Annotated in this window: 21 protein-coding genes and 2 tRNA genes; 7 read left to right on the top strand and 16 right to left on the bottom strand. The window is 35.5% G+C overall.

Translation table 11 applies throughout. The features are described from left to right. Positions 1-112 precede the first annotated feature (112 nt). Both ACKU4N_RS08480 and ACKU4N_RS08475 read left to right on the top strand, forming a co-directional pair. A tRNA-Arg gene (locus tag ACKU4N_RS08480) sits at positions 113-186 on the top strand. 330 nt (positions 187-516) lie between these two features. Beyond that, a tRNA-Arg gene (locus ACKU4N_RS08475) sits at positions 517-590 on the top strand. Positions 591-753: 163 nt separating this feature from the next. Here ACKU4N_RS08475 and ACKU4N_RS08470 read toward each other — a convergent pair. Beyond that, complete coding sequence (locus ACKU4N_RS08470) at positions 754-1,785, bottom strand: PfkB family carbohydrate kinase (RefSeq protein ID WP_321322427.1); 1,032 nt, start codon at positions 1,783-1,785, stop codon at positions 754-756. A 1,231-nt stretch (positions 1,786-3,016) separates the two neighbouring features. On the opposite strand from ACKU4N_RS08470, the gene ACKU4N_RS08465 reads away from it, so the two are divergent. After that, positions 3,017-4,507 (top strand): acyl-CoA dehydrogenase family protein, encoded by a 1,491-nt coding sequence (locus ACKU4N_RS08465; RefSeq protein WP_321322425.1) that lies wholly within the window; start codon positions 3,017-3,019, stop codon positions 4,505-4,507. A 316-nt stretch (positions 4,508-4,823) separates the two neighbouring features. On the opposite strand, the gene ACKU4N_RS08460 is transcribed toward ACKU4N_RS08465, so the two are convergent. From ACKU4N_RS08460 to ACKU4N_RS08425, 8 genes are all read right to left on the bottom strand, one after another. Next, complete coding sequence (locus tag ACKU4N_RS08460) at positions 4,824-5,138, bottom strand: hypothetical protein (protein WP_321322423.1); 315 nt, start codon at positions 5,136-5,138, stop codon at positions 4,824-4,826. A gap of 7 nt (positions 5,139-5,145) precedes the next feature. Then, positions 5,146-5,397 carry a hypothetical protein gene (locus ACKU4N_RS08455; RefSeq protein WP_321322421.1) on the bottom strand — a complete coding sequence of 84 codons (252 nt, stop codon included), beginning with the start codon at positions 5,395-5,397 and terminating at the stop codon, positions 5,146-5,148. 315 nt (positions 5,398-5,712) lie between these two features. Beyond that, positions 5,713-6,429: a LytR/AlgR family response regulator transcription factor gene (locus ACKU4N_RS08450; RefSeq protein WP_321322419.1), complete on the bottom strand. Its 717-nt coding sequence runs from the start codon at positions 6,427-6,429 to the stop codon at positions 5,713-5,715. After that, positions 6,426-7,514: a sensor histidine kinase gene (locus ACKU4N_RS08445; RefSeq protein ID WP_321322417.1), complete on the bottom strand. Its 1,089-nt coding sequence runs from the start codon at positions 7,512-7,514 to the stop codon at positions 6,426-6,428. The genes ACKU4N_RS08450 and ACKU4N_RS08445 overlap by 4 nt, the downstream gene beginning before the upstream one ends. Positions 7,515-7,645: 131 nt before the next feature. After that, positions 7,646-8,863 (bottom strand): ABC transporter permease, encoded by a 1,218-nt coding sequence (locus ACKU4N_RS08440; protein WP_321322415.1) that lies wholly within the window; start codon positions 8,861-8,863, stop codon positions 7,646-7,648. Between the two features lie 18 nt (positions 8,864-8,881). Then, positions 8,882-9,625, bottom strand: a complete 744-nt coding sequence (locus tag ACKU4N_RS08435) for an ABC transporter ATP-binding protein (protein WP_321322414.1) — start codon at positions 9,623-9,625, stop codon at positions 8,882-8,884. An 88-nt stretch (positions 9,626-9,713) separates the two neighbouring features. Further along, a complete protein-coding gene (locus tag ACKU4N_RS08430) occupies positions 9,714-10,970 on the bottom strand; it encodes an efflux RND transporter periplasmic adaptor subunit (protein ID WP_321322411.1) in 1,257 nt (418 codons plus the stop codon). Positions 10,971-11,011: 41 nt separating this feature from the next. Then, positions 11,012-12,349 carry a TolC family protein gene (locus ACKU4N_RS08425; RefSeq protein WP_321322409.1) on the bottom strand — a complete coding sequence of 446 codons (1,338 nt, stop codon included), beginning with the start codon at positions 12,347-12,349 and terminating at the stop codon, positions 11,012-11,014. 245 nt (positions 12,350-12,594) lie between these two features. On the opposite strand from ACKU4N_RS08425, the gene ACKU4N_RS08420 reads away from it, so the two are divergent. After that, positions 12,595-13,479 (top strand): carbon-nitrogen hydrolase, encoded by an 885-nt coding sequence (locus ACKU4N_RS08420; RefSeq protein ID WP_321322407.1) that lies wholly within the window; start codon positions 12,595-12,597, stop codon positions 13,477-13,479. Next, complete coding sequence (locus ACKU4N_RS08415) at positions 13,400-14,524, top strand: agmatine deiminase family protein (RefSeq protein ID WP_321322406.1); 1,125 nt, start codon at positions 13,400-13,402, stop codon at positions 14,522-14,524. Before ACKU4N_RS08420 ends, ACKU4N_RS08415 begins: the two co-directional genes overlap by 80 nt. 230 nt (positions 14,525-14,754) lie before the next feature. On the opposite strand, the gene ACKU4N_RS08410 is transcribed toward ACKU4N_RS08415, so the two are convergent. Then, positions 14,755-16,284: a hypothetical protein gene (locus tag ACKU4N_RS08410; RefSeq protein ID WP_321322404.1), complete on the bottom strand. Its 1,530-nt coding sequence runs from the start codon at positions 16,282-16,284 to the stop codon at positions 14,755-14,757. Then, positions 16,278-16,841, bottom strand: coding sequence for an RNA polymerase sigma factor (locus ACKU4N_RS08405; protein ID WP_321322402.1), 564 nt, complete (start codon positions 16,839-16,841; stop codon positions 16,278-16,280). Before ACKU4N_RS08405 ends, ACKU4N_RS08410 begins: the two co-directional genes overlap by 7 nt. 225 nt (positions 16,842-17,066) lie before the next feature. Between ACKU4N_RS08405 and ACKU4N_RS08400 the strand changes: the two genes are divergently transcribed. Beyond that, entirely contained in the window at positions 17,067-17,780 is a 714-nt protein-coding gene (locus ACKU4N_RS08400) for a hypothetical protein (protein WP_321322400.1), read from the top strand. Positions 17,781-17,889: 109 nt separating this feature from the next. Here the strand turns inward: ACKU4N_RS08400 and ACKU4N_RS08395 are convergent, their stop codons facing one another. The 5 genes from ACKU4N_RS08395 to ACKU4N_RS08375 all read right to left on the bottom strand — a co-directional run bounded on the left by ACKU4N_RS08395 (position 17,890) and on the right by ACKU4N_RS08375 (position 23,175). Further along, positions 17,890-18,612 (bottom strand): hypothetical protein, encoded by a 723-nt coding sequence (locus ACKU4N_RS08395; RefSeq protein ID WP_321322398.1) that lies wholly within the window; start codon positions 18,610-18,612, stop codon positions 17,890-17,892. 90 nt (positions 18,613-18,702) lie between these two features. Continuing rightward, entirely contained in the window at positions 18,703-19,437 is a 735-nt protein-coding gene (locus ACKU4N_RS08390) for an MIP/aquaporin family protein (RefSeq protein ID WP_321322395.1), read from the bottom strand. Positions 19,438-19,551: 114 nt separating this feature from the next. Beyond that, positions 19,552-21,051, bottom strand: a complete 1,500-nt coding sequence (gene glpK, locus ACKU4N_RS08385; protein WP_321322393.1) for a glycerol kinase GlpK — start codon at positions 21,049-21,051, stop codon at positions 19,552-19,554. 377 nt (positions 21,052-21,428) lie between these two features. Beyond that, positions 21,429-22,991, bottom strand: coding sequence for a glycerol-3-phosphate dehydrogenase/oxidase (locus tag ACKU4N_RS08380; protein WP_321322391.1), 1,563 nt, complete (start codon positions 22,989-22,991; stop codon positions 21,429-21,431). Between the two features lie 37 nt (positions 22,992-23,028). Continuing rightward, positions 23,029-23,175, bottom strand: a complete 147-nt coding sequence (locus ACKU4N_RS08375) for a hypothetical protein (protein WP_154675811.1) — start codon at positions 23,173-23,175, stop codon at positions 23,029-23,031. A 393-nt stretch (positions 23,176-23,568) separates the two neighbouring features. Between ACKU4N_RS08375 and ACKU4N_RS08370 the strand changes: the two genes are divergently transcribed. Beyond that, positions 23,569-25,119, top strand: a complete 1,551-nt coding sequence (locus ACKU4N_RS08370; protein ID WP_156197454.1) for an IS1182 family transposase — start codon at positions 23,569-23,571, stop codon at positions 25,117-25,119. The last annotated feature ends 67 nt before the right edge of the window (positions 25,120-25,186 follow it).

The following is a 25,186-nucleotide window of genomic DNA, read 5'->3' as shown; positions in this document are numbered from 1 at the left end:
TTTTAATACAAGCTCTCTTCCGGCGTCTCATTTTTATAAAAAAAAAGACACCAATTGTAAACCTAAAATGTAAAATTTATCTATATTTGCACCGCATTACCGAGGTAATCATGGATGCGTAGCATAACTGGATAGTGCACTACGTTACGGCCGTAGAGGTTGGGGGTTCGAATCCCTCCGCGTTCACAGAAAACTCATCAGGAAATTGGTGAGTTTTTTGTTTTTAAAATATATCCGTTTAAATCATCCGAACAAACAACTGAAAATCAAAAAACTAAAAGTATTACTGTATAGTGCATGACTGACTCGGGCTTGTTCACTCATAAATTGTAGTTCGTAACTTATTTATGACGAGAAATAATCCCTTTGTGTTTACAGAAACTCATCAAAAAATTAGTGAGTTTTCTATTTAAATCTTAATTTAAACAAAAGACATTTTTTTTCGTAATAATTAAATGTAAACTTGCAGTATTAATAGAAAATTAACTATATTTGCACCGCCTTAAAAAGGAAAAAGGATGCGTAGCATAACTGGATAGTGCACTACGTTACGGCCGTAGAGGTTGGGGGTTCGAATCCCTCCGCGTTCACAGAAAACTCATCAGGAAATTGATGAGTTTTTTTTTATGCTCAAAATAAAAACATATTCCAAAAATGAGAGCCCGATTAGGGTTTGTAAAAGCTCGTAACACTTGCTCCTACGGATTCAAGACCAATATATTCGAAAACAATAATGTATTTTAAGAAAGTTTGCTACCAATCTATTTTACCGCCCAAATCCCCTTTCATCAACTGTTCCACTTCTTCTACGCTAACATCATTCACATCACCAGAAATTGTGTGTTTTAAAAATGAGGATGCAACAGCAAAATCAATTATTTTTTGAGAATTGTTGGGATAAGTAAGGAAACCATAAATTAATCCAGCCATTAACGCATCCCCACCGCCTACACGATCGACAATATGAGTCATTTGATAAGTTAATGATTCCAACACCTGATTTCCATCAAACATTATTCCCACCCAACTATTGTGATTTGCACTAATAGTTCCTCGTCGAGTAGTAATGATTTTTTCAAGTCGTGGGTACTTTTCCATCAAAAGTTTTGATACAGCACCAAAAGTTTCATTTGAATACTCAGCATCTGCAGGCAAATTGGTCTGAATACCCAAAACCTTACCTGCATCAAACTCATTTCCTATCAGCACGTTCGTTTTAGCGATTAAGTCAGGCATTACTTCTTCCACCTTATTGTCCTCTTTCCAAAGCTTGCTGCGGTAATTCACATCACAGGATACGCATATTCCCATTTCGTTTGCTTTCGTTAGTGCTTCTACCAATACCTCAGTAGCACCTGAAGAAATAGCAGGCGTAATACCCGTCCAATGAAACCAGCCCGCATCCTGAAATATATCACTCCAATCAATCATGCCTTTTGTAAATCCAGTAAATGCCGAATTGGCGCGATCGTAAACCACTTTAGAACCTCTGGCCACAGCACCTGTTTCCAGAAAATAAATACCCAAACGTTCCCCGCCAAAAACAATATGACGCGTGTCCACACCAAATTCATTTAGCCTTTCTTTGCATGATTTTCCAATATCATTCTCAGGTAAACGGGTAATATAGGCCGTTGGAATTCCAAAATTTGCTAATGACACAGATACATTCATCTCGCCACCACCATAAGTAGAATGAAATGTGTTGTTTTGTAAAAAACGTTTGTAATCAGGTGTTGCCAATCGTAACATGATTTCTCCAAAAGTGATTACTTTTTTATTCATAGCTAATTCCTATTATCATTAAATCCTAAACACAAAATTGTATATCTATAATCATCAAAACAGATTAACTTTTTGCTCTGTTTGATTAACAGGTATAAAAAGGGTTACTTCTTTCTCCGTGTGCGTTAACGGCGCTAAAGTACAAAAAATATAAAATAACCATACTCCAAATACAAGAATCATTTTAAACAAAAGATCACAACTCTGATTGTCAGCACATTAACACAATAACAATAAAATAAACAGCAATCAAAAAAAAAAACCGCAAACACTTAGCTTATAACGGTGGGGAATTAAAATTTAATAGACTAAACCTTAACCGGCAAAAACCCATCGGTCCAATCATTGCATCTTTTTTACCTATAGCAGAATCAAAAATTCCGGCAAGAGAATTCTCAGTTTCAAATATCAACCCATTTTTATAAATTAAAACCCGAACAGTAGCAATGATGTTACAATCCCTAAACAAGCTATTTTCCTTTTAACCTTAACTAAAGCTTCCTCAAAGCAGTAATGCTCAAATTTTATTACCTGCAAAAATACCTTTCCCGGAATATTATATTTTATCACTTCCTGATGAATTTATTTAAGCACATATTTATTAAACGAATTAAGCTTGAACTCATCCATTAGTATATGATCCCAAAACAGGAATTTTTTAAATTTTAAATATTTTACATCTTGTTGCAAAGCACCAAATTATGAGATGAGCCTTGAGATATTTAGCCTAAAAAAGGTTAAATAAATTAAAAAAAATATGGATAAAGATGTTATGATCATCTCCTTAAAATTTGCTATATTACACTAACAATCAAACAATTAAAAAATATAAGTAGCATTGTAAAATAATAAAAATACGGATCCACAAACAACAAATAGAAAATTTAACCAACAGTCAACTTACTTTTTTTAGTCAGGGATAAAGACCAAAAGCATCTGTAAGTATATTCCCAAAATGAATACAACTAACCAATAACTACTTTAGATTTTTATCAAAGCTTTAGCCACTATTTATCTAAATGAAGATCAAACACTTTCAATATTGAAAGATAATCTCTCACAAAAAGGAAATAAAAGATCATCAAGTCTTTTAAATTCGTTTATTTAGCTTATTTTTATTGCGTCTAAATCCTAATTAAAATAAGTGACCACTATTACAATGGTCTAATTGTGGTTTAAAGCAAATAACCTGCTTCCCTTTGAAGTAGAATAAATTAACCAAACAAAAAACATGAGTACAAATTTTTCTGAATACATACAGGCTTTTGAAAAGACTCTTAAATCTGTATTTCACGAACGGGATGACATTGATAAATTTAGTTCGCAACGCGGTTTGCCCCCCTTGGTAATGAGGGAGATTATGTCTGGAAATCCTTTCTCGGTAGCAATTCCTGAAAGCTATGGTGGACGTGGCATTAAAGTAAAAGAATGTCTTGGCATATTAGCCTCTGCAGCATATGAATCTCTTCCTTTATCGCTAACCTTTGGAATTAATATAGGTCTCTTTCTGGAACCTGTAGCCAAATATGCAAATGAGATCGTAAAAAAAGATATTTTTCAACGCTTCCTTACCAAACAAAATATGGGAGGTTTAATGATTACTGAACCTGAACATGGCAGTGGTGCTTTAAATATGCAAACTTCATACACTGAGAAGGACGATCGTTTTCATATTAAAGGAACGAAACATTGGCAAGGACTTACCGGTTTGGCCGATTATTGGCTGATTACATCCCGTCATCAAAAGCAGGATGGACAACTGGGCAGAGATATCGATTTTTTTATTTGCGATGTGACTCAAAAAAACCAACAAGTTGTTGTTGAGGAATACTACGACAACCTCGGCCTATACATGATTCCTTATGGAAAAAACAAGCTGGATTTAGAAATACCTAAAAATTTCAAATTAAATCCTGAAACTACAGGAATTAAAATGATGCTTGATATTTTGCACCGGAGCAGAATGCAATTCCCAGGTATGGGACTCGGTTTTATAAAAAGAATGATGGATGAAGCTTTGGATCAATGTAAAAACAGAATAGTTGCCGGCAAGAGCTTAATCTCTTACGATCAGGTACAATTTCAAATTTCTAAAATCCAAAGTGCCTTCACCATATGCTCGGCATTTTGTTCCAGAAGCAGCACAAAAAGCAGCATAGAAAATGATCTTTCTGCCGATGGAATTGAGGCCAATAGTGTGAAAACCATTGTGACTGATTTAATGCAGGAATCTGCTCAAACACTTGTTCAACTTTCAGGAGCAAAAGGCTATCGCCTCAGTCATATTGGTGGCAGAGGAATTGTAGATAGTCGCCCATTTCAAATTTTTGAAGGAGCAAATGAAATGCTCTACACTCAAATCTCAGAAATGGTAATCAAACTAATGAAGAAGAAAAAAGAATTCAACTTGTTTCAATTTCTAAAAAACTTCGACTTGACAAGCAAAGCATCCGAATTCTTTAAAAAGCAAACGGATTTTTCATTAAACACCGACTTGCCACAACGCAAATTAGTTGATTTAGGAAGAACTATAGGTAGAATTATATCGGCAGGATTAGTAATTGATCTTGCTGAAAAAGGATTCAGAAAAGACTTAATTGAAAACTGTTTGTCTTCTCTTCAGCAAGACATTAACAACCTGATCTATTCTTACCACAACAATTGTTCAATTTCAAGTGTTGATGAATATCAAGACGGAAGTTCATGGTTGGAATTTTCATAATTCTCTACCTTCAACAAGTCAAATTTAACTAATAATGGCCATCTGAAACAGATGGCCATTTATATTTTCAAGCAACAGCTAACTATCTTATATCACCGTAATTCCGTATATCAGATCTCGTATTTGTTTTCTTCAAAACAGTAACGAGTATATCGTGATCATACTCATCCAATTCCCCGATTGCCTTTAATCCCTCATCATTATTTTTCATTTAAACAAAACCGAATCATCTTTAATGATGTTTACATTGCAATAAGTGATCGGTACAAAGAAAAATTTCAAAATTTTATTGATGAAAATTATCTAGTTGAAACGTTCAAGAAATAAATTCCAGCTCCAACTCTTCCTGGCTCCCCTCCTTTTGCTTCATTTGAAACCTCCCCTTCGATTTAATTTCAAGCTTTTTAATAAGAGCCAGTCCTTTCATTTTCTCCTCCAAATCGGTGGTAACAGCATCGTTCATACTTTCATTAAAAAATGCAAAAAAGGAATCTTTCTTCAAATCGTTAAACTGAATCAAAATGGCATTACTGTCTACAAATAACAAATCATCATAAGGATAAGAGATTGTAAACCCCAGCTCTTCTATCAACTCTTTTATTTTTGTTAATTCCCGATATATCGCACTCATAGATGTATTATTTTGTATGACCAATAATTAATTCAAATAAATGTTTCAGATTAAAAAGATTATCTGCCTGTTCAGCAAACTGGCATTCAGAATGCAAATGATTAAAAGCCTCTTCAAATTCGGCATCCGAAAACTCCAAATCCTCTGCAATCTGAAACTCTTTAAATTCCGTAATTCCATTTAATTTGTACAGCGATTTCCGAAAACTGGAATCGAAATCCGAATTTTTTATGAATTTTATTGCATTTCCTATCGACATGTGCTGTGATTTTACATTTTTGTTGCTATTCTCCAACTCAATCCAACATTTATGTAGGACAAAGCCCCTTTCACCACTGACTTTAACTCCAGTAAACAAGAGGAATTAAGGAAAATCAGTTCTATTTTTATAGAATAACCGCAATTCATATGCCAATGAATTCCGACACTACTCATATAAGTTCGATTAGCAATTCACTGATCAACAAAAACTCTTTCATTTAAAACAGAAATAAAAGCCATCTGCAAGCATCTTTAATTTGTTGATTTGGACATTAAATTTGGAAATAAAATAGTCAGGCAGTTTTATAGCGTATTATAAAAAATTCTTATCCAAATATTCCTGAAATCTCTCTTTATACATATCACTCACCGGTATGTATGTCTTTCCAAAAATAATACGGCTGCGCTCTATAGTGTCAATTTTATCAAGATTAACAATATACGACCGGTGAACACGCATAAATCTGTTTTTCGGCAATTTTTGTTCAAGTGACTTCATTGAATTGAGCGATAAAATTGGTTTCTCATTTTCTATCGTATGAACTTTAATGTAATCTTTTAACCCCTCGATGAATAAAATATCATTAAAATTAATCCGACGGATTTTATACTCCGACTTAAGGAACAAAAACTGACTGTTGGATTGAATGATTGGTTGTGCATCCATTTCCAATTCACATTGTTTATGCGCTTTTCTGGCCGCTTTAAGAAATTCTTCATAGCTAAACGGCTTCAGTAGATAATCAAGCGCATTTAATTTAAAACCTTCAAGAGCGTACTTCTCGTAAGCAGTTGTAAAAATAATTTTATGCGCACCTTCAAGACTTCGTGTAAATTCAATCCCTGTCAAATCAGGCATTTGTATGTCAACAAAAATTAAATCGACCGGTTGCAACGATAAAAAATCAATCGCATCCAGCGGATGATCAAATTCACCAACCAATTCCAGAAAAGGTGTTTTCTTAATGTATTCGCTCACTAAACTAAGGGCAAGCGGTTCATCGTCGATAACAATAGCTCTCAATTTCATGTTGTCAATTTTTTAATGTGCAGATCGACCTTGAAAGTTGGTTCATTGTTGCTGATTTTTAAATCGTATTGATCGGGAAATAGAAGATTCAGCCTCTTTTTTACATTTTCAAGACCTATACCCGAGTATTGCAAATCATCCACCCGACCTCTTTGCCCAACACTGTTTTCACAATAAAAATGAATCTGGTCATCCTCAATTTCCATTCCAATAGTAATGAATGAACGGTCGCGGTAACTCAATCCATGCTTAAAAGCATTCTCGACAAATGGAACAAAAAGTAATGGTGGGATCGAAAAATCAGTATAGTCTTTCGGGAATTCGATCTGTAATTCCACTCTGGAACTCAGCCTAAGCTTCATCAGATCGATGTAATTGCTCATAAAATCTATTTCGTGACTCATTAGCGTTTCGCCATGTTCCGATTCGTAAAGCAGATATCGCATCAATTTCGAAAGTTTCAGCACCGATTCCTGTGCCGTTGACCCGTCAATACCAATTAGCGAGTAAATATTATTTAGGGTATTGAAGAAAAAGTGCGGACTAACCTGATTTTTCAGGAAGGCCAGTTCCGAGTTTAGTTTTTCCTTTTCAAGCTCCTTTTGTTTTTCTTCATTCTGTTTCAATTTTTTCATCACACCAAGCCCCATTGCAAAACCCGAAATCAGAAACGAAACCAGAATGTGGTTATAAATCCCGAAAGCCTTCATCGGAGGCCGTATATTATTGTCTTCGGTCAATTTTTTCATGACTTCCTGAAATTTGGCATTCTGAACCGAATCAAAAAGAATCGTATCATTAATATAGGAAGTCAAAAAGTAGGTCCCCAGAATCAATCCGGAAAGGATAACAAGATAACTTACTTTTCTATCCTGAAGAAAAAAACTTGGTATCAACCAAAGATAGCTAACATAAAAAATAAATCCTGCAGAAAGAGTATGCACATAAAATTGATACAAATGATGCCTGTCACTTGAGTCAAAAGCACTATTTAAATAGAATGGAATACTGATAATTATAATCCAGGCAATAACATGCAATCCTACGCTGATTTTTTTATCAGATATGCTTAAAATTTTAGCCATTGATTTTATTTTTACCAAAGATAATTAACCGCTACTCTAAAAAAAATGATTTGAACAGATTTTAATATCCCATTCAGACGACTAGAATATTCACTTTATCTCCTTCCTTCCATCCGCTCAAACGGCTGGTATTATTCGTATCTCAAAGCATCAATCGGGTTTAGGCTGGCAGCTTTACGGGCAGGGTACCATCCGAAAAAAATACCAATGGCAGAACAAACCAGAAATGACATAATCACCGAAAGAGGAGAAATAACTACCGGCCAGTTCATAACCGACGCCGTAATCTGAGTAGCCAATATTCCTAAAGTAATTCCAATAACCCCTCCAAATGCACTTAACAAAATAGATTCAATCAGGAATTGCATCAGGATATCATTACCGCGACCACCAACCGAAAGCCGAAGACCAATTTCACGGGTACGTTCGGTAACCGAAACATACATAATATTCATAATGCCGATACCACCTACCAAGAGCGATATTCCTGAGATCGCACCCAACAAGGCAGTCATCACATCACTAATAGAGCTAAACATCTGAACCATTTCAGCTTGAGATCTCACCTGAAAATCATCTTCCTCACCCTCTTTTAGTTTATGACTGGTGCGTAACGATTCTGTAATCTGACTGATGGCTGCATCATTCAATTCCTCATTAACTGCTGATGCAGCAATACTCTGAATATGAGTAATAGCCAAAATTCTTTTCTGAACCGTTGTGTAAGGAGACATAATCAGGTCATCCTGATCCTGTCCCATCCCATTTTCTCCTTTTTCACTCAAAACTCCTATGATGAGAAGAGGAATGTTTCCAAAACGAATTGTTTGACCAATAGGGTCTTTATCAGAAAATAAATTTTCGATTATAGTTTTTCCGACCAAACAAACTTTAGAATAACATTGAATTTCTTTATCCGTAAAACTCCGTCCGGATTCAATGGCATATTTACGAATACTAAAATATTTATTATTTACTCCATAAATAGTTGTTGGCCAATTTTGATTGCCAACAACTGCCTGACCACTCGAACGAACTTCTGGTGAAATATCACTGATAGCAGGACAATTCTTCTCAACAAACTCTAGATCAGACAGCTTAAGATTTTGCGCATCACTATTACCCATGCGAACACCCCCTTTTTGCTCTCCTCCAGGCATCACGAAAATAAGATTAGTTCCCATATCCGACATTTGTGCCTGAATACTCATCTTAGAACCCTGCCCAATAGCCAGCATAACAATTACCGAAGCCACACCAATAATGATGCCTAACATAGTTAAGAATGCTCTGAATTTGTTTCGTCTTAAGGCACTTAATGCAATTTTCACTGAATTGGTATAATTCATATCTATGTATTTTTACAGTTAACAGAGCTCTTCCTCAGGAAGTGCATTAAGCAATTCAACAGCATTATTTTGTTTGGTAACAATTTCTTCACGAATAATGTGTCCATCACGAAAAACAACCTGACGGGTCATAAATTTAGCGATATCGGGCTCATGCGTAACAAATGCAATTGTTTTCCCTTTTGAATTTAAATCCTGAAATAATGCCATAATTTCGTAGGAAGTTCGGGTATCCAAATTACCTGTAGCTTCGTCAGCAAGAATAACAACAGGATCGTTTACCAGTGAACGGGCTATAGCCACACGTTGTTGCTGCCCTCCCGAAAGTTGATTTGGCATGTGATGCATGCGATCGCTCAATCCAACTGATTCAAGAGCAGCTTCAGCACGTTCGCGACGTTCTTTTGGTTTAATTTTCGAGTTATAAAAAAGAGGAAGTTCAACATTTTCAAGTGCCGTAGTCCGCGACAAAAGATTATACGACTGAAAAACAAATCCGAGTTTGTGGTTGCGCAAGACTGCCAGTTCATTATTCGAAAGCTCTCCCATACTTATTCCATCCAAAAGATAAGCTCCTGAAGTTGGTTTATCCAAACAACCTAAAATATTTAGCATGGTTGATTTTCCCGATCCACTGGTTCCCATAATAGCCACAAATTCACCCTGTTTAATTTCAAGGTTTATACCTTTCAAAGCCCGCACTGTAATTTCACCAACGTAAAAATCCTTTTTCAGATCTTTAACTTCTATTATTGTTTTCATCTGTTTATATTTTTCATGTTATGGTCAGATGGAACTTACCATGATTAAGTAGTCAATAATCATTTAATCATGAACGTTTCATATCCGTTTACTTATTGGATTTTTTATTGCCATCTGGTCTTTTAGGCATAAATGGACTCTGGCTGGCTACTGGTGCTGAACCGGATTGAACTACAGATTCAGTATTCATTGAAACCACAACTTCGTCTCCCTCTTTTAACCCAGATACAACTTCGTAATTAATTTCATCAGTAACGCCTAATGTGACATTTTGTGGATGAATGATATCACCCTGTTTAACCCAAACAACTTGCCTTTTCTCGTCTGATTTCTGAAATTTAGGAGCTCCTGATTCCATGCGGGGCTCTGACCGTTCACCAATCTGTTTATTTCCTGCCAAAACAGACTCATTGTAACTTTCTAATGCTGCAGAATCGGGTTTAAAACGAATTGCTTTTGCCGGTACCAGTAAAATATTTTTAGCTTCAGTAACAAAAAAAGTTGCATTAGCAGTCATTCCAGGCATTAGTATTTTCTCAGGATTTGGAGCATTAATAATTACAGTGTAGGTAATAACATTAGATGATTCAACCGGCTGCAATCTGATTTCGGTAACCAAACCTGAGAATTTTTTCAAGGGAAACGCATCAACAGTAAATTCAACTCGTTGATTATTACAAACTTGTCCTATATCAGCCTCATCAATATTAGCTTCCACACGCATTTGAGTCAAATCATTTGCAATCGTAAACAAAGTTGGAGTACTAAAACTTGCAGCTACCGTCTGACCTTCGTCAACAGCCCGTTCAAGAATAATCCCATCAATTGGTGAATAAATTCTGGCATACGACAAGTTAATTTTATTTTTGTCGTATACTGATTTTGCATTATTCAGACCCGCTGCGGCATTGCTATAATTGTATTCAGCCAAATCAAAATCCGATTGCGCAATCAATTTTTTAACAATCAGTGCTTTGTAACGCTCAAAGGTTGCTTTCTGATATTTCACCTGTGCTTCAGCCTGATCAACCGAAGATTTACTCTGTTCCAACTGCGCCAACAAAGGTGTTTCATCCAACAGAGCTAACAACTGTCCTCTTTTTACCTGCGAATTAAAATCAACAAATATTTTCTCGATAACACCTGAAACCTGAGTACCCACCTCAACAGTTTTAACAGCCTCAAGTGTTCCTGTTGCAGTAATTGTATTACTAATTGTTCCCTTTTCAATTTTTGAAGTTTCAACTGTTATAGCTGTTTTATTACCCGCAAAATATCTGTATACAAAAAAAACTATGGCAAGAACGACCACAACTGATCCAATATATATAAATTTCTTTTTCATGATGATGTATTTATTTTGTTTCTGTTTTTACTCAATAACGATTAAAGTGTCAATGGAATTCCTTTATAAAAATCGAGTAGCTTATAACTAAAAATCACATTGAATTTTGATTGCAGCAATTCGCTTTCAGAAGTAATCAGATTGGTTTTTTGAACCAAAAAATCCACCGAGTTAAGCAACCCTAATTTGTATTTTTCGTTCGTCACATCATACGATTCCTGAGTCGATTTATTTTGTTCCAGACTAGCTATATAACGGCTTTGAGCCACGACCACATCAGCGCAAGCTTGTTCAATGCTTTTACGCAGTTCGTTTTTGGTATTCACAAGATCCAGCTCTGCTTCAAATACTGATATGCTTGCAACTGCCACATTTGTTTTAATTTGTTTCTTCTGAAATATTGGAATAGATAGTGAAAATCCAACTGATGGATTTATTTTATCATTTAACTGACTAAAATATCCCGAACCTGCTGTTAAGCTGGAATAAGCTGAAGACAAACCAGCATTCATTGAAAGACTTGGAAGTGCATCCGCTTTGGCAATTTTGATGCCAAGCATAGCACTTTCTTTACTAAGTTCAGCATATTTAATTTGTGGTTTAATACCCAATGCCAGACTATAAATTTCTTGTACCTCTGGCTGACCGGAATCAAGCAACATGCTGTTCAAATCAGGAGAACTTATCTCAAAACTAATATCTACAGAAAATTCCATCAACTGCATGAGTGAAACTTTACTCATATACAATTCGCTTTTTGCATTGGCTAAAGTTAATTTTTCGGTTGCAAGTTCAGACTTTATCTGCAGATAATCCAACATCGAAATCACCCCTAGATCGACCCTTTCTTTAGCCAAATCCAACTGCTCTGTCGTTGATTCAATTTGTTTTTGAGCATTACTAACGCTTTCTTTTGCATACAAAACTTGGAGATAAGCATTAAGGATATTTAAACCTATTGATTCTTTTACCTCTTCCGAATAAAAATGCCCACTCTCTAAATCAAGTTTTGCCGATTTAATCTGATTCGTTAGTTTATTGCCGTTAAAAAGGGATACATTTGAATTCACAGAATAACTGGTGCTATTTGCACCTTTACTACTTCCATATTCTCCAGTTGTTGAATCGAATCCTTTGTACCAGTTAAAATTTTGGTTCGCCGATGCATTCAGTGAAGGCAATCGGTTGGCTTTTGCCTGTTTTGAATAAAGCTCATTTTTGTTATTTAACAAATCAGCTTTCTGAACTGTAATATTATTAGTCAAAGCATAATTAATACAATCCTCCAAAGTCCATATTCTGTTTTGGGCTTTACCTGTAATACCTGAAGTGAGAATCAAAAATCCGGCAATCAGTAAACTTGTTTTTATTTTTTCCATACCTATATTGCTATTTTAACCTAAAACTACTGTTACAGCTTATTTTGAAGGCATTAAATAGACAATTGGCAGATTTTCACCGACGTTTAGGTGATTTTTGAGTTTGGTGAAAAATCCGTAATCTAAGAATAAACTAATTTCATTAACTCAAAAAGCTAAAATTTGAATTCCTTTTATAAATTTCAGCTTGTTTTTCACCAGTGATTTATAAAAAGAACTATTTTTATGCCGAAATAGTAAAGACGATGAAAAGAAAATATAAAGTATCGGTTATTCAGCTTAACCTAAACGACACACCAGAAAACAACCTTAAAAAATGTTTAAACTGGGTGAGAGAGGCTGCAAAACAAGGAGCAGAGGTAATATCATTACCAGAATTATACAACAGTCATTATTTTTGCCAAAGCGAAGATGTTGACAATTTTTCCTTAGCAGAACCTTTGTACAGTACCTCATTTACAGCTTTTAGTGCTTTGGCAAAAGAGCTGGGTGTAGTGATCATTGTCCCGTTTTTTGAAAAAAGAATGCCAGGCATCTATCACAACAGCGCTTACATTATTGATACCGATGGATCTGAAGCTGGCTTGTACCGAAAAATGCACATTCCGGATGATCCCCATTTCTACGAAAAATTCTACTTTACTCCGGGAGATTTAGGCTTTAAAAGCATAAATACCAGTAAGGGCAAAATAGGAACCTTAATTTGCTGGGATCAATGGTATCCCGAAGCTGCAAGATTAACTGCACTAAAGGGAGCTGAAATCTTATTTTATCCTACTGCAATTGGTTGGGCTCCGCACGAAGTTGAAGAGTTTGGAGAAAAACAACACGGCGCATGGATGAATGTAATGAAAGGTCATGCTGTTGCAAATGGAATTTATGTTGCTGCAGCAAACCGAATAGGATTGGAAAAATATGTTCCTGACACAAATGGGATTATTTTCTGGGGAGGTTCATTTATAGCCGGTCCGCAAGGTGAAATATTAGCTCAGGCTTCTCATGATAAAGAAGAAATATTAATTGCTGAAGTCGACTTGGATTTACAAGAGAATGTTCGCCAAAACTGGCCTTTTTTCAGAGACAGAAGAATTGATGCATTCGGAGAAATTACCAAAAGAGCAATTGATTAATATGAGCGCACAAAACAGAAGATTCCCGGCTGAATGGGAAAAACAACAAGGCATTATTCTTTGCTTTCCTCACAACGGGAACGATTGGCCAGGAAAATATCAGGCGATACAATGGGCATTTGTTGAATTTATCAAGAAAATTGCCGGTATTGAGCAGGTAGTACTTGTTGTTGCCAATGAAAAAATAAAACAAAAAGTAAGTGACATGCTTGCAACGGCTCATGTGAATCTTGAGAATATCGATTACTTAATACATAAAACGAATCGAAGTTGGATGCGCGATTCTGGACCTATTATCGTAAAAAATGGAACTGAATCGAGAGAGGCATTGAACTTTAACTTTAATGGTTGGGCAAAATATAAAAATTTCCAATTAGACAAACCCGTACCTGAGAAATTAGCTGCCTTTCTAAAAATCCCTGTAACACAAGCAATTTACAAAGGAAAACCTGTTGTATTGGAAGGTGGAGCTATTGATACCAACGGAAAAGGAACACTTTTAACTTCCGAAGAATGTTTACTGGATCCCAAAATTCAGGTTCGAAATCCAGAATTTACAAAATCAGATTACGAAGCCGTTTTTAAAGAATATTTGGGAATTACAAACACCATTTGGTTGGGAAATGGAATTGGCGGAGACGATACACATGGACACATCGATGATTTGTGCCGGTTTGTTAACCAAAACACCATTATTACGGTTGTTGAATCGAACAAAGAGGATACAAACTACTTGCCTTTGCAGGATAATTTAGCCAGATTAAAAAATGCCAGACTGGAAGATGGTACACAACCCAATATTGTGGAATTGCCAATGCCTGGCAAATTAGAATTCGATGGAATTCGAATACCTGCCAGTTATGCCAATTTTTTAATTCTAAATAAGTGCGTTCTTGTTCCTACATTCAACGACAGTAAAGACCGTATTGCCTTACAAATCATAGCCGATTGTTTTCCTGACAGAGAAATAATAGGCATCAGTGCTATTGATTTAATTTGGGGTTTTGGAACATTGCACTGTTTAAGCCAACAGATTCCTGAATAAATCAGAATCCTTATTACAGACTCAAATAGAAATAAAATTAGAAAGGTGCAATTCAAAACACTGCACCTTTTTACTTTTCTTATTTTGTCTCGTCCTAAAATAGCCTTATCCAAAAAAACATCGGAATTAGCATCCATTTTCGCAAAATTTGTTCTTGTGCATTCACTTGAGTAAAAAAATAAGCTTTACGTTAAGACTCAGCTACATTTTGCAACAAAAAAATTAGATTTCTAGAAATCATAACGAATTCCTGTGAAGATACCAATTGAATACGGCTTGTAATCATACTGACTACTGGTATTTATGGAATTCAGATAATATTTAACCGAAGGTTCCAATCCAATTTGAAGTTTTGAATTCAGCCTGTATTCCAATCCAAAACTAAATTGAGAACTAAAATTAGTTGCTCGTATTCCTTCAATCTCCCCAATTTTCTTATTTCCTCCATTTGATTGATCATACACTCCATTTCCAACAATCATGTTAGCACTTAAACCACCCGAAACAAACATCCCAACTCTTTTTTGAATGAGATTATACCGCATCAAAAAAGGTATTTCGATGGCTTTAAAACTTTGAATTAAATCTGCTGATGATGAATACGAATTGGTACTAAGAAATGCTTCTCCAGAAGGCGTAGACTGTGGCAAACTACTACCACCACTCAACCGTATTGGCCCTGCAGAAGTTACCGAAGGATAGGAAACCTCTCTAATTAACGATTTATCTTCCGGAATTAGATTTACATCAGAATTCGTAGTTGCATCAGCATACATTAAATCACGATGGCCTCCACCAGAATTCAAATCCTGTCCAAAACGATTGTATACAATTCCAGTCTGAAAAGCAAATTTGTCATTCATTGCAAAATTCACTTTCGCTCCTCCTCCTACGCTCCAAATCCCAGATTCAATATTACTTCCTTTGTTATCACCTGAATAGGAAGAGTAGCTTGAAGATACTTGACCGATAATCGACCATTTATTTTCTTTAATTTTATCTCTCCCCAATTGCTCAATTGCCAAAATATTTTTTCGAATTTGCATTTCGTCCGCCAACAGTACTAAATCCTGTTGTTTAAATAATTGACTCGTATTGGGGAGCAACTGACTAGGAAGATCGTTCTTAAAATTCGAAAGTTTTTCTTCCAATGTACGATTCATCAATAGATTTACAAATTCGCTATCTAAAAAGGTCAAATCCTTTTCTTTTGATAGAAAAACCATATCCGGATCCGATCTTCTAATTTTGGCACTATTAGAATCTGAAAACTTGTTAAACTTACTGTTCAAATTTCCCGTGACAAAAATTTCCAGCGAATTAGTCTCATTTAAATTCGCTTTGATAGATGATGAATTTGCAAGAATTATGTTATCTTGCTTATTTTCAAATACATATGATTCATTTGTAATGTTCGCATTGTTGGTCAACTCTTTTTTTGTTGAACTATTTGCTTTAGAATCTATATCCTGATTTAATTCCGACTCAAAATTGTTTTGAAGCGATGTCCTATTTTCAGAAACAGTATTTAATTGCATTTTGTAATTTGGCTGACTGATAAAATACTGATTACCTATTGCTAACAGTAAAAGTATCGACGCTGCGATGCCAGTCCATATGTAAATAGCAATCCTCCGCTTTTTCTTTGCCGCCATTAATTGACTGTTTATTCCTTCCCACACTTTAGAATTCGGTGGAACAGACAGATTTTTTAATCCATCAGCAAAAAGACTGTCAATATGTTTGTTGTCCTTTAGCATACTCTCAAATTATTCTCTTTTACCTTCAAATAATCACTCACTTTTTGCTTTAAAATAGCTCTTCCCCGAGCCAAATTAGATTTTGATGTTCCAACAGTAATATTCATCACTTCAGCAATTTCATTGTGCGGGTATCCATCAAGTACATACAGACTAAACACCATACGATAGCGATCTGGTAATTCCTGTACCATTTTAAGTAAAATATCTATGGAAATATCCGATTCGGAATAATTGACATCACCCTCATCTGCTGTGTCAATAGCTTCTTCTACCAACTGAATTTTCTTAGCTTTCCGAAATTTTTCCAGTGCTGTATTAACCATTATTCTCCTCATCCATCCTTCAAACGAACCTTTAAACTGATAGGATTTAACATTCTGAAAAATTTTAATGAACCCATCCTGCAAAGTATCCTCAGCCTCAGCCAAATCTTTAGAATAGCGCAAACATACCCCCAACATTTTAGAGGCAAATTCTACATAGAGAAATTCTTGTGCTTTCGATTTTCCCTTAATGCAATCCTTTATTATTTGATCCAACTTATGGTTTTCCAACTTCTTTTTTGGTTTAGAGCAAAACAGATTTATCTGTTAGTTACAGTAATTACAAATGGGTTGCGTTAAAATTACGCTTTTTTTTTAAAAGGTATTCCATTCTTATCTCCCCTCCATGGAACTTCAAAATTAAATTTAAAAAATAACAGCTCCCAAAGCAACCAATCTCCTTTTTACTCATCAAAAAGATAAATCAACAGAAATATTAATTTATTATTTATAAAAATGAAAAGTTTAAAATTTAGCCTTTTACTATTGGTTTCAATATCGATATTGCCTTCTTGCGACACAAATGAGTATCAGGAACCAGAACTTGATGGTATTGGTGATGTGTTTGTTCGTTGTATTAAAGTAGGTGATGAAACACATTTCGCTCCATTTTTTTATGCTTACTCGAATAAAAATTTATCAGAAGTATTGGTGGAAAGTCCTATAAATGATGCGCCGGACTATGTATTAGGTGATTATATGACAAATAAAAAAGTATTTAGACTTCTACCTAAAGTAACAGACTATAGCTCAACAGATATTGCTAATGGTTTTTACAAATTTGAGATGGTTTCGATAGGACAAGAAACAATTAAAGTTCAAGATAAATTGTTAGATTCTAGAATCGAGCCTATAGAAATTACTGATTTCATCTATACAACAGATGGACATAAGTTTAATATTTCCTGGAATGAATTGGATAATGCAGACATCTATGTTGTAAAATTTATGTCTGAGAAAGATGGTAAGGTTCTTTATGTTTCGAATCAATTATCAACAACAGAATATGAGTTTAATGAAAACTCAAAGAATTGGGACTCGAATACTCAATTAACTGCTGGCACTACATATTTCGTGGGTGTATTTGCATACGAATTTGAAAGTGCAACAGCCAACAATGGATTTGATATCAATAGTGAAACAGTAGAATACAAAGAAATAGTTTGGTAATACAAAAAATCCCGCCTTCCAAAAAGAGGCGGGATTTTAATGTTGATCGTTAATTAATTTTCGAACCTATATTAAATCAGAAAGCAGTATTCTGACTAATTGTTCCAATTTAGAAACCGATACCTAAAATAAGGTTAGCAGTTTCAGCTTGTGGGTTAACACCAATTTTAGCCCAGGCATTTAAAGAAAAGCTATCGGTAATTTTGATTTCTCTTGTTGCTGAAGCTCCAATATTAACGAAACCAAAACTCTCTCCGTAAACTTGATTTTCAAATGGATTAAGGCCTGCAAATAATGAAACAGTTTCTCCACCTATTTTAACTGGGTAACCAAACTCAACATAAGTTGAATAATTCTGATTTCCTTCTGCATCTAAATCACGTCCGTAAAGCATGGTAGCTACGCTAAGACTTAAAGGAAACTGCTCAGTAAAATAAAAATTGAAACTTGCATCAATCAAGTGATTGGTTGTACTTTTATCTAAGTCAAGATAATTGTAATCGTCGATAGAAGCTCTATCTCTGTTTGCGAATAAATCCCAAACTGCAACATTAAAATGATCACTAAACTTGTATCCTACGTGGAAATCAAACTCTGAATAAGTATTATCGAATGCATATCCACCCCAAGCTCCAAATGTGAAGTTATTGTTCGTGTAAGCAAGATCCATTTCGAAGTTAGCAGTATTACTTACCATGATACCTCTCCAGTAATGACGAGTAGTTACCGATGGGCTAACTGATACTTTTCCTTGTGCGTTAACAGTAAGGTTTGAAGCCATTATTATTACCAGAACCAATAGTGCCGATATTTTAAATGTAATTTTTTTCATATTAATATTGAATTAGATTCTGATAAGATTTGGAATACATGGTAATCCAAATCTCAATAGATAGGTTAATTTTTGTAGTGGTTAATTTTATTATAAGAACATGAAAAGGGTTGCAGCTATTGCAGCACCTAAAACAGGTGCAACAACTGGTACTAAAGCATATCCCCAGTCACTTGTTCCTTTATTGTCCATTGGAAGAACTGCATGCATAATTCTTGGTCCCAAATCTCTTGCTGGATTAATTGCATAACCAGTAGTTCCTCCAAGTGAAAGACCAATAGCAACAACCAATAAAGCAACCGGTAAAGCTCCCAATGTTCCCAATCCTATCTTAGCACCTTCCATTCCTGCCGCTTGCAATGATGGACCTGCCAAATAAAAGATCACAAACACCAATACAAAAGTTCCAATTATTTCGCTAATTACATTACTAGTCAGGTTTCTGATAGCTGGACCGGTAGAAAAACAAGCTAATTTCGATCCGCCATCCTCTGTAGCATTAAAGTAATCGCGGTACATTAACCAAACAAGAAATGCTCCCATAGCCGCACCCAGCATTTGAGCTGCAATAAAAAGACCAACTTTCGACCATGCAAACATACCAGCAATAGCTAAACCAATAGTAACCGCAGGGTTAAGATGTGCTCCAGAAACAGGACCTGCAACTGCAACTCCGGTAAATACAGCTAATCCCCAACCCAAAGTGATAACTATCCAACCACTGTTATTTCCTTTTGTCTTATTTAATACCACATTAGCCACTACTCCATTACCTAGTAAAATTAGTAGCATTGTTCCTAAAAATTCTGCAATAAATTCGCTCATAATATAAAATATTAAACGGTTTTGTTATTAAAAAAATAAAATGCCAGATTGTTTCTACATCACAGATCGGTCCTTCACAAATCTGGCATTCATTCAAATAGTTTTTGTTTAAACTTACGCTTCGATATCCCAATTCTTAGAACGTCCTAAAGCTTTATTCCAACCAGAAATAAGTCTCTTAGATTCGTCTTTAGCCATTGTTGGTTCGAATTTCTGATCCATCTGCCACTGATTTTTAATATCATCAATACCCTCCCAATATCCAACTGCTAAACCAGCTAAGTAAGCTGCTCCCAAAGCTGTTGTTTCAAGAGTCTTAGGACGGTAAACCGGAGCATCTAACATATCCGACTGGAATTGCATTAACAAGTTGTTAATTGCTGCACCACCATCAACACGTAATTCTCTAATTTCGATTCCAGCATCAGCTTCCATAGACTTCAAAACATCCATTACCTGAAAAGCGATTCCTTCCAGAGCAGCTCGTGCAATGTGAGCAGCTGTTGAACCTCTTGTAAGACCTACAATTGTTCCTCTGGCATACTGATCCCAATGTGGAGCACCTAAACCTGTAAGAGCTGGAACCATGAACACACCACCGTTATCTTTTACTGAAGTAGCTAATGCCTCAACATCTGAAGATGACTTAATGATACCTAATCCATCGCGCAGCCACTGAACAATAGCTCCACCCATGAAGATACTTCCTTCCAAACAGTATGTAGTTTCACCATTAATTTTCCAACCAATAGTTGTAAGCAAGTTATTTTTAGATTTTACTGGTTTATTACCTGTATTACAAAGCATGAAACAACCTGTACCATAAGTATTCTTAACAGAACCCGGCTCAATACACATTTGTCCGAAAGTTGCAGCCTGCTGGTCACCAGCGATACCTGCTATAGGTACTTTATGAGCAAATAATGTAGAAGTTGTATATCCATATACTTCAGAAGAAGACTTCACCTCTGGCAACATACTTCCTGGAATGTTTAGTAACTCCAACATTTCAGTATCCCACTCAAGAGTGTTAATGTTATAAAGTAAAGTTCTACTTGCGTTAGATACGTCAGTTACATGAACTTCACCTTTTGTTAATTTCCAGATTAACCAGCTATCAATAGTTCCAAAAGCTAATTTTCCTGCCTCTGCTTTTTCACGAGCACCTTCAACATTGTCAAGAATCCACTTTACTTTAGTTCCTGAAAAATAGGAATCAATAATCAATCCTGTCTTATCCTGAATCATATCAGCATGTCCGGCCACTCTTAATTCATCACAATATTTTGAAGTTCTTCTATCTTGCCAAACGATTGCATTATAAATCGGCTCACTAGTTTCACGATCCCAAACTACTGTTGTCTCCCTCTGATTTGTAATACCAATACTGGCAATGCTTTTTCCGTCAACACCTGCATGTGTGATTGCTTCTGCTGCTACACCAGCTTGAGTAAACCAAATTTCGTTTGCATCATGCTCCACCCATCCTGGCTGAGGGAAAATTTGTGTAAACTCTTTTTGTGCAGTACTAATCATTTCGCCTTTTTTGTTGAAAACGATCGCACGAGAACTAGTCGTTCCTTGATCAAGCGCTAAAATAAACTTGTCTTTCATATTAATTCTAATTTTGGGTTATTGTGTTATTTGGTTTTCTAATCTGCAAATATCTCATCTCCTCATTGTCCCTTAATCGAATTTGTAATCGATTGCGAAGATGCGAAAAAAAAACTTTTTTTAAGATCTCACCTACATCAACATGAATTATCTACTGGAAAAATAAAATTTCCATGTTTTTTTTGAGGATGGAAGATTGGCAATTGTAAAGTAACCGCCATCTTTCTGGTGCAAAGTTTAAGTGGATTTGCGCTGAGTTAATTTTGTGCCAAAAACTAACTGATTAATATTATTATAACTAACAATTATAACAGTACCTATTAAATTCCCGAAGTACTGCTAACTTCTCATCGCAAATCCACTTCCTCAAGTACTAACTATTGTAATATATATCGAGATGCTAACTCACTATATTCTTTAATTTGATTTTCTTCCCATTGTTTGTCATACCCTAATTCTTTGGCTAGCAATTCAGCAACCTTAGGAGCGATCAGAATACTTTCTTTTGCATCCAAGAGTAAACATCTTGTTCTTCGTGATAAAATATCTTCAACTGTTCTGGCCATCTCATGTCTTGCTCCCCAAACCACCTGAGCATTAATCACCTTCAACTTTTTGCTCAAATAGTCTCCCAAACCATCTTCTTTTTTGGCTAGATCTAAAATATTTTTTTCGTCGGAACCGTAGAAATGCAATGGATTCTTTAAGTCTATACCGTTCTTATAACCATGTATTTTTAAATTACGGGTAATCGATTTCTTTTCCGGAAGGTTACCTGTTTTTGAAACTGTATTAACAACATCCTCTGCCATTTGACGGTAAGTAGTCCATTTACCACCAGTAATTGTAACCATTCCTGATTTTGAAACTACAATTTTATGTCCTCTCGAAATCTCTTTGGTTTTTTTACCCTCACCACTTGGTGCTGCCAAAGGTCTTAATCCTGCAAATACACTTCTTACGTCTGACCTTTTGGGAGGTTTTGTTAAGAATCTTCCTGCGGTTTCTAAAATGAAGTTAACCTCTTCTTCCAAAGCTCTTGGTTCCAACTCTGCCGAATCCTTATGCACATCAGTTGTACCAACTACAACCTTATTATGCCAAGGTACTGCAAAAAGAACACGTCCATCATCTGTTTTTGGAATCATAATCGCGTAATCTCCTGGAACAAATTCTTTATCCAAAACCAAATGAACTCCTTGACTAACCTTTACTATATCTCTAGCTTTTGGCTCATCCATTTTAATGATTTCATCAACAAATACACCAGTAGCATTTAGAATAACCTTCGCTTTTAATGTATATTTGGAGCCGCTTTCCATATCTGTTACCAATACAGCATTAACTTTCCCGTTGGATTTCTTTAATCCATCTACCTTCATGTAGTTTAGGGCAACACCACCATTTTCTACAAATGTTTGGCACATATTAATCGCCAACCGAGCGTCATCAAACTGACCATCATGATAAACAACACCACCACAAAGGTTTTTCTCTTGTAAGGTTGGAATATATTTTAACGTGCGTTTTTTTGAAAAAGGCAAAGAACGTCCATAACTTAATTTTCCAGCCATCAAATCATACAAGGTAAGTCCCAATGTATAGTAAGGAGTTCCCCACCAAGTATAATTAGGAATAATAAAGGATTGATCTTTCACTAAATGCGGAGCATTTTGCTTCATTAAACCTCTCTCCCGAAGTGCTTCCAACACAAGAGAAATATTTCCTTGTGCCAAATAACGAACTCCTCCATGCACCAACTTTGTACTCCTGCTCGATGTGCCTTTAGCGAAATCATCTTGTTCCAAAAGTAAGGTTTTATATCCTCTTGTAGCCGATTCAATGGCGGCTCCTAAACCTGAAGCACCTCCACCAACAATGATAACATCCCACTTCTGATCCAATTTTTCAATTTCCCTAATCATCCTATCTCTTTCCATAACAGTTCAATAAACAGTTTATTCCTAATCTGAACTATTAAAGTTCTTTTTCCCAAAACTCCCAAATACTTCCATAAACATTTTCCTCATCGCGAACACAGTTGTTTTTTTGCAGCACCAAAATGTCGAGGAAAAAGTCGTAAAGGCGATCGCCTACTTCTAAATTAAATCTCTGATCTTCCATTGCTAAATAATTTTCATTTAAAAATTAAATCTGTATACACAGTACATAGTATAACTATGTTTCTTGTGAAAAAAATTGGAAGTATTACTTCCTTCGGTTTATTATTTAGATTTTTCTAAAGCCTTTAATAAATCCTTCCTTACAAAGCTAAATAAAATACTTAGCTTTGCAAGGTATGTGGTATTATAATCGTTAATTTTTATTTAATCTAAATTTCACCATACACTAATAGGTTGCTATTAATCAGTCACTTAATGTTAAAAATAAGTGTTGTAATTCTTTAAAATAAAGAAACAAACTTCTATAAACAAGAAAGAGGCTGTCTCAAATGAGATAGTCTCTTTTTCGTTTTATAGTTTTTTATATTTATCACTGATTTCTTATTTTAGAGATATGAAATTAGTCCCTCAAAAATCTCATTTCAAAGCCTATCATCAAAACCAGATGATTCTTTTTCCGCCTTCTCTCTCGGATTTCATATCATCTGAACACCCTGTTCGTACCATCAGCAGTATTATTGATGGTGTCCAGATAGATCGTATCCTTGAAAAATACAGTTATACGGGAGCAAAGGCCTATCATCCCAAAATGATGCTTAAGTTATTAGTTTATTCCTATTTGTGTAATGTATATTCCTCTCGAAAAATAGAGCAGGCGGCATCAGAAAATGTACATTTCATGTGGTTGTCAGGGATGCAAAAGCCAGATCACAATACGATTGCCCGCTTTAGAAGCAGTCGATTAAAAGGTGTTTTAAAGGAAGTGTTCAGTCAAGTAGTCCTGTTACTGGTAGATTCCGGACATATTGATCTACAAACCATATATGTCGATGGCACCAAGATCGAGGCCAATGCAAATAAGTTTTCGTTTGTTTGGGGTAAAGCCATTCAAAAGAATATCCAACGCATGAAGGATCGGTTGGGGGAACTTTGGGATTATACAGAGCAGGTAGCCAAATCGGATTTAGCAAATGTAAGTAAGCCCGATTTAAGTGATGTTGATCCAGAAAAAATAGAGCAGACCATTGAGACAATTAATGAGGCCTTGAGGGATAAGAAAGTGGATGCTAAGAAACGCCGGCAACTCAACTATGCCAAGAAGAATTATGCTGATAATCTCCGAAAAAACGAGCAAAAGCTAAAGATATTGGAAGAGCGAAATAGTTATTCAAAAACGGATCCGGATGCAACCTTTATGCGAATGAAGGATGACTATATGCAAAATGGTCAGCTAAAACCAGGATATAACCTGCAGTTTAGCACACAAAATCAATTCATTGTAAATTATTCAAACCATAATAATCCAACCGATACAAAAACCTTTATACCTCATATGAAAGAGGTTCAACAGTTGTATCCAGACAAACTAAACAGCGTATGTGCAGATTCCGGTTATGGGTCTGAGGAGAATTATGAATTTCTTGAAGCGGAAGGATTAACCTCTTTTGTGAAATACAATTACTTTCATAAAGAACAAAAGAAGGGAGCCAAAACTTATTGCGAGTTTCACCCCAACAATTTATTCTACGACTCTAAACAGGATATTTACTACTGCCCAATGGGACAAGTAATGAATCTTAAGAAGATAAAAAAGGAAAAAAGCCAAGCCGGTCATTTTAAGACAATCCATGTTTATCAAGCTCAAAACTGTAACGGATGCCCACTTAGGGGGATGTGTCACAAAGCAAAAGGTAATCGAACGATTCAGATTAATCACCGACTTAACGAATTAAGAAGTAAAGCACGAGAACATTTAACCTCAGAAGAAGGATTGAAGCACAGGAGTCAAAGACCGGTTGATGTAGAGGCCGCTTTTGGTAACCTTAAACACAATAAAGGATTTAAACGATTTTTACTTCGTGGCAAAGAAAAAGTAGAAATCGAAATGGGATTATTGGCTCTAGCCATAAATCTTAAGAAAATGAATAGTAGAAAAGTGGCCTAACGGCCTTTCTTAATTCTTTTGAAGTCCTATTTCCTCTATATGAAACCTCTGTTTTGCATATTGGAGG

Source organism: Labilibaculum sp. (assembly GCF_963664555.1).
Taxonomy (GTDB): Bacteria; Bacteroidota; Bacteroidia; order Bacteroidales; family Marinifilaceae; genus Labilibaculum.
The sequence above is the reverse complement of the archived record's forward strand: the minus strand, read 5'-3'. Positions and strand labels throughout refer to the sequence as shown.

Coding starts and splice junctions, on each gene's coding strand:
- ACKU4N_RS08470 (WP_321322427.1), bottom strand. CDS start 1,785: ATGAATAAAAAAGTAATCACTTTTGGAGAAATCATGTTACGATTGGCA.
- ACKU4N_RS08465 (WP_321322425.1), top strand. CDS start 3,017: ATGAGTACAAATTTTTCTGAATACATACAGGCTTTTGAAAAGACTCTT.
- ACKU4N_RS08460 (WP_321322423.1), bottom strand. CDS start 5,138: ATGAGTGCGATATATCGGGAATTAACAAAAATAAAAGAGTTGATAGAA.
- ACKU4N_RS08455 (WP_321322421.1), bottom strand. CDS start 5,397: ATGTCGATAGGAAATGCAATAAAATTCATAAAAAATTCGGATTTCGAT.
- ACKU4N_RS08450 (WP_321322419.1), bottom strand. CDS start 6,429: ATGAAATTGAGAGCTATTGTTATCGACGATGAACCGCTTGCCCTTAGT.
- ACKU4N_RS08445 (WP_321322417.1), bottom strand. CDS start 7,514: ATGGCTAAAATTTTAAGCATATCTGATAAAAAAATCAGCGTAGGATTG.
- ACKU4N_RS08440 (WP_321322415.1), bottom strand. CDS start 8,863: ATGAATTATACCAATTCAGTGAAAATTGCATTAAGTGCCTTAAGACGA.
- ACKU4N_RS08435 (WP_321322414.1), bottom strand. CDS start 9,625: ATGAAAACAATAATAGAAGTTAAAGATCTGAAAAAGGATTTTTACGTT.
- ACKU4N_RS08430 (WP_321322411.1), bottom strand. CDS start 10,970: ATGAAAAAGAAATTTATATATATTGGATCAGTTGTGGTCGTTCTTGCC.
- ACKU4N_RS08425 (WP_321322409.1), bottom strand. CDS start 12,349: ATGGAAAAAATAAAAACAAGTTTACTGATTGCCGGATTTTTGATTCTC.
- ACKU4N_RS08420 (WP_321322407.1), top strand. CDS start 12,595: ATGAAAAGAAAATATAAAGTATCGGTTATTCAGCTTAACCTAAACGAC.
- ACKU4N_RS08415 (WP_321322406.1), top strand. CDS start 13,400: ATGTTCGCCAAAACTGGCCTTTTTTCAGAGACAGAAGAATTGATGCAT.
- ACKU4N_RS08410 (WP_321322404.1), bottom strand. CDS start 16,284: ATGCTAAAGGACAACAAACATATTGACAGTCTTTTTGCTGATGGATTA.
- ACKU4N_RS08400 (WP_321322400.1), top strand. CDS start 17,067: ATGAAAAGTTTAAAATTTAGCCTTTTACTATTGGTTTCAATATCGATA.
- ACKU4N_RS08395 (WP_321322398.1), bottom strand. CDS start 18,612: ATGAAAAAAATTACATTTAAAATATCGGCACTATTGGTTCTGGTAATA.
- ACKU4N_RS08390 (WP_321322395.1), bottom strand. CDS start 19,437: ATGAGCGAATTTATTGCAGAATTTTTAGGAACAATGCTACTAATTTTA.
- glpK (WP_321322393.1), bottom strand. CDS start 21,051: ATGAAAGACAAGTTTATTTTAGCGCTTGATCAAGGAACGACTAGTTCT.
- ACKU4N_RS08380 (WP_321322391.1), bottom strand. CDS start 22,991: ATGGAAAGAGATAGGATGATTAGGGAAATTGAAAAATTGGATCAGAAG.
- ACKU4N_RS08375 (WP_154675811.1), bottom strand. CDS start 23,175: ATGGAAGATCAGAGATTTAATTTAGAAGTAGGCGATCGCCTTTACGAC.
- ACKU4N_RS08370 (WP_156197454.1), top strand. CDS start 23,569: ATGAAATTAGTCCCTCAAAAATCTCATTTCAAAGCCTATCATCAAAAC.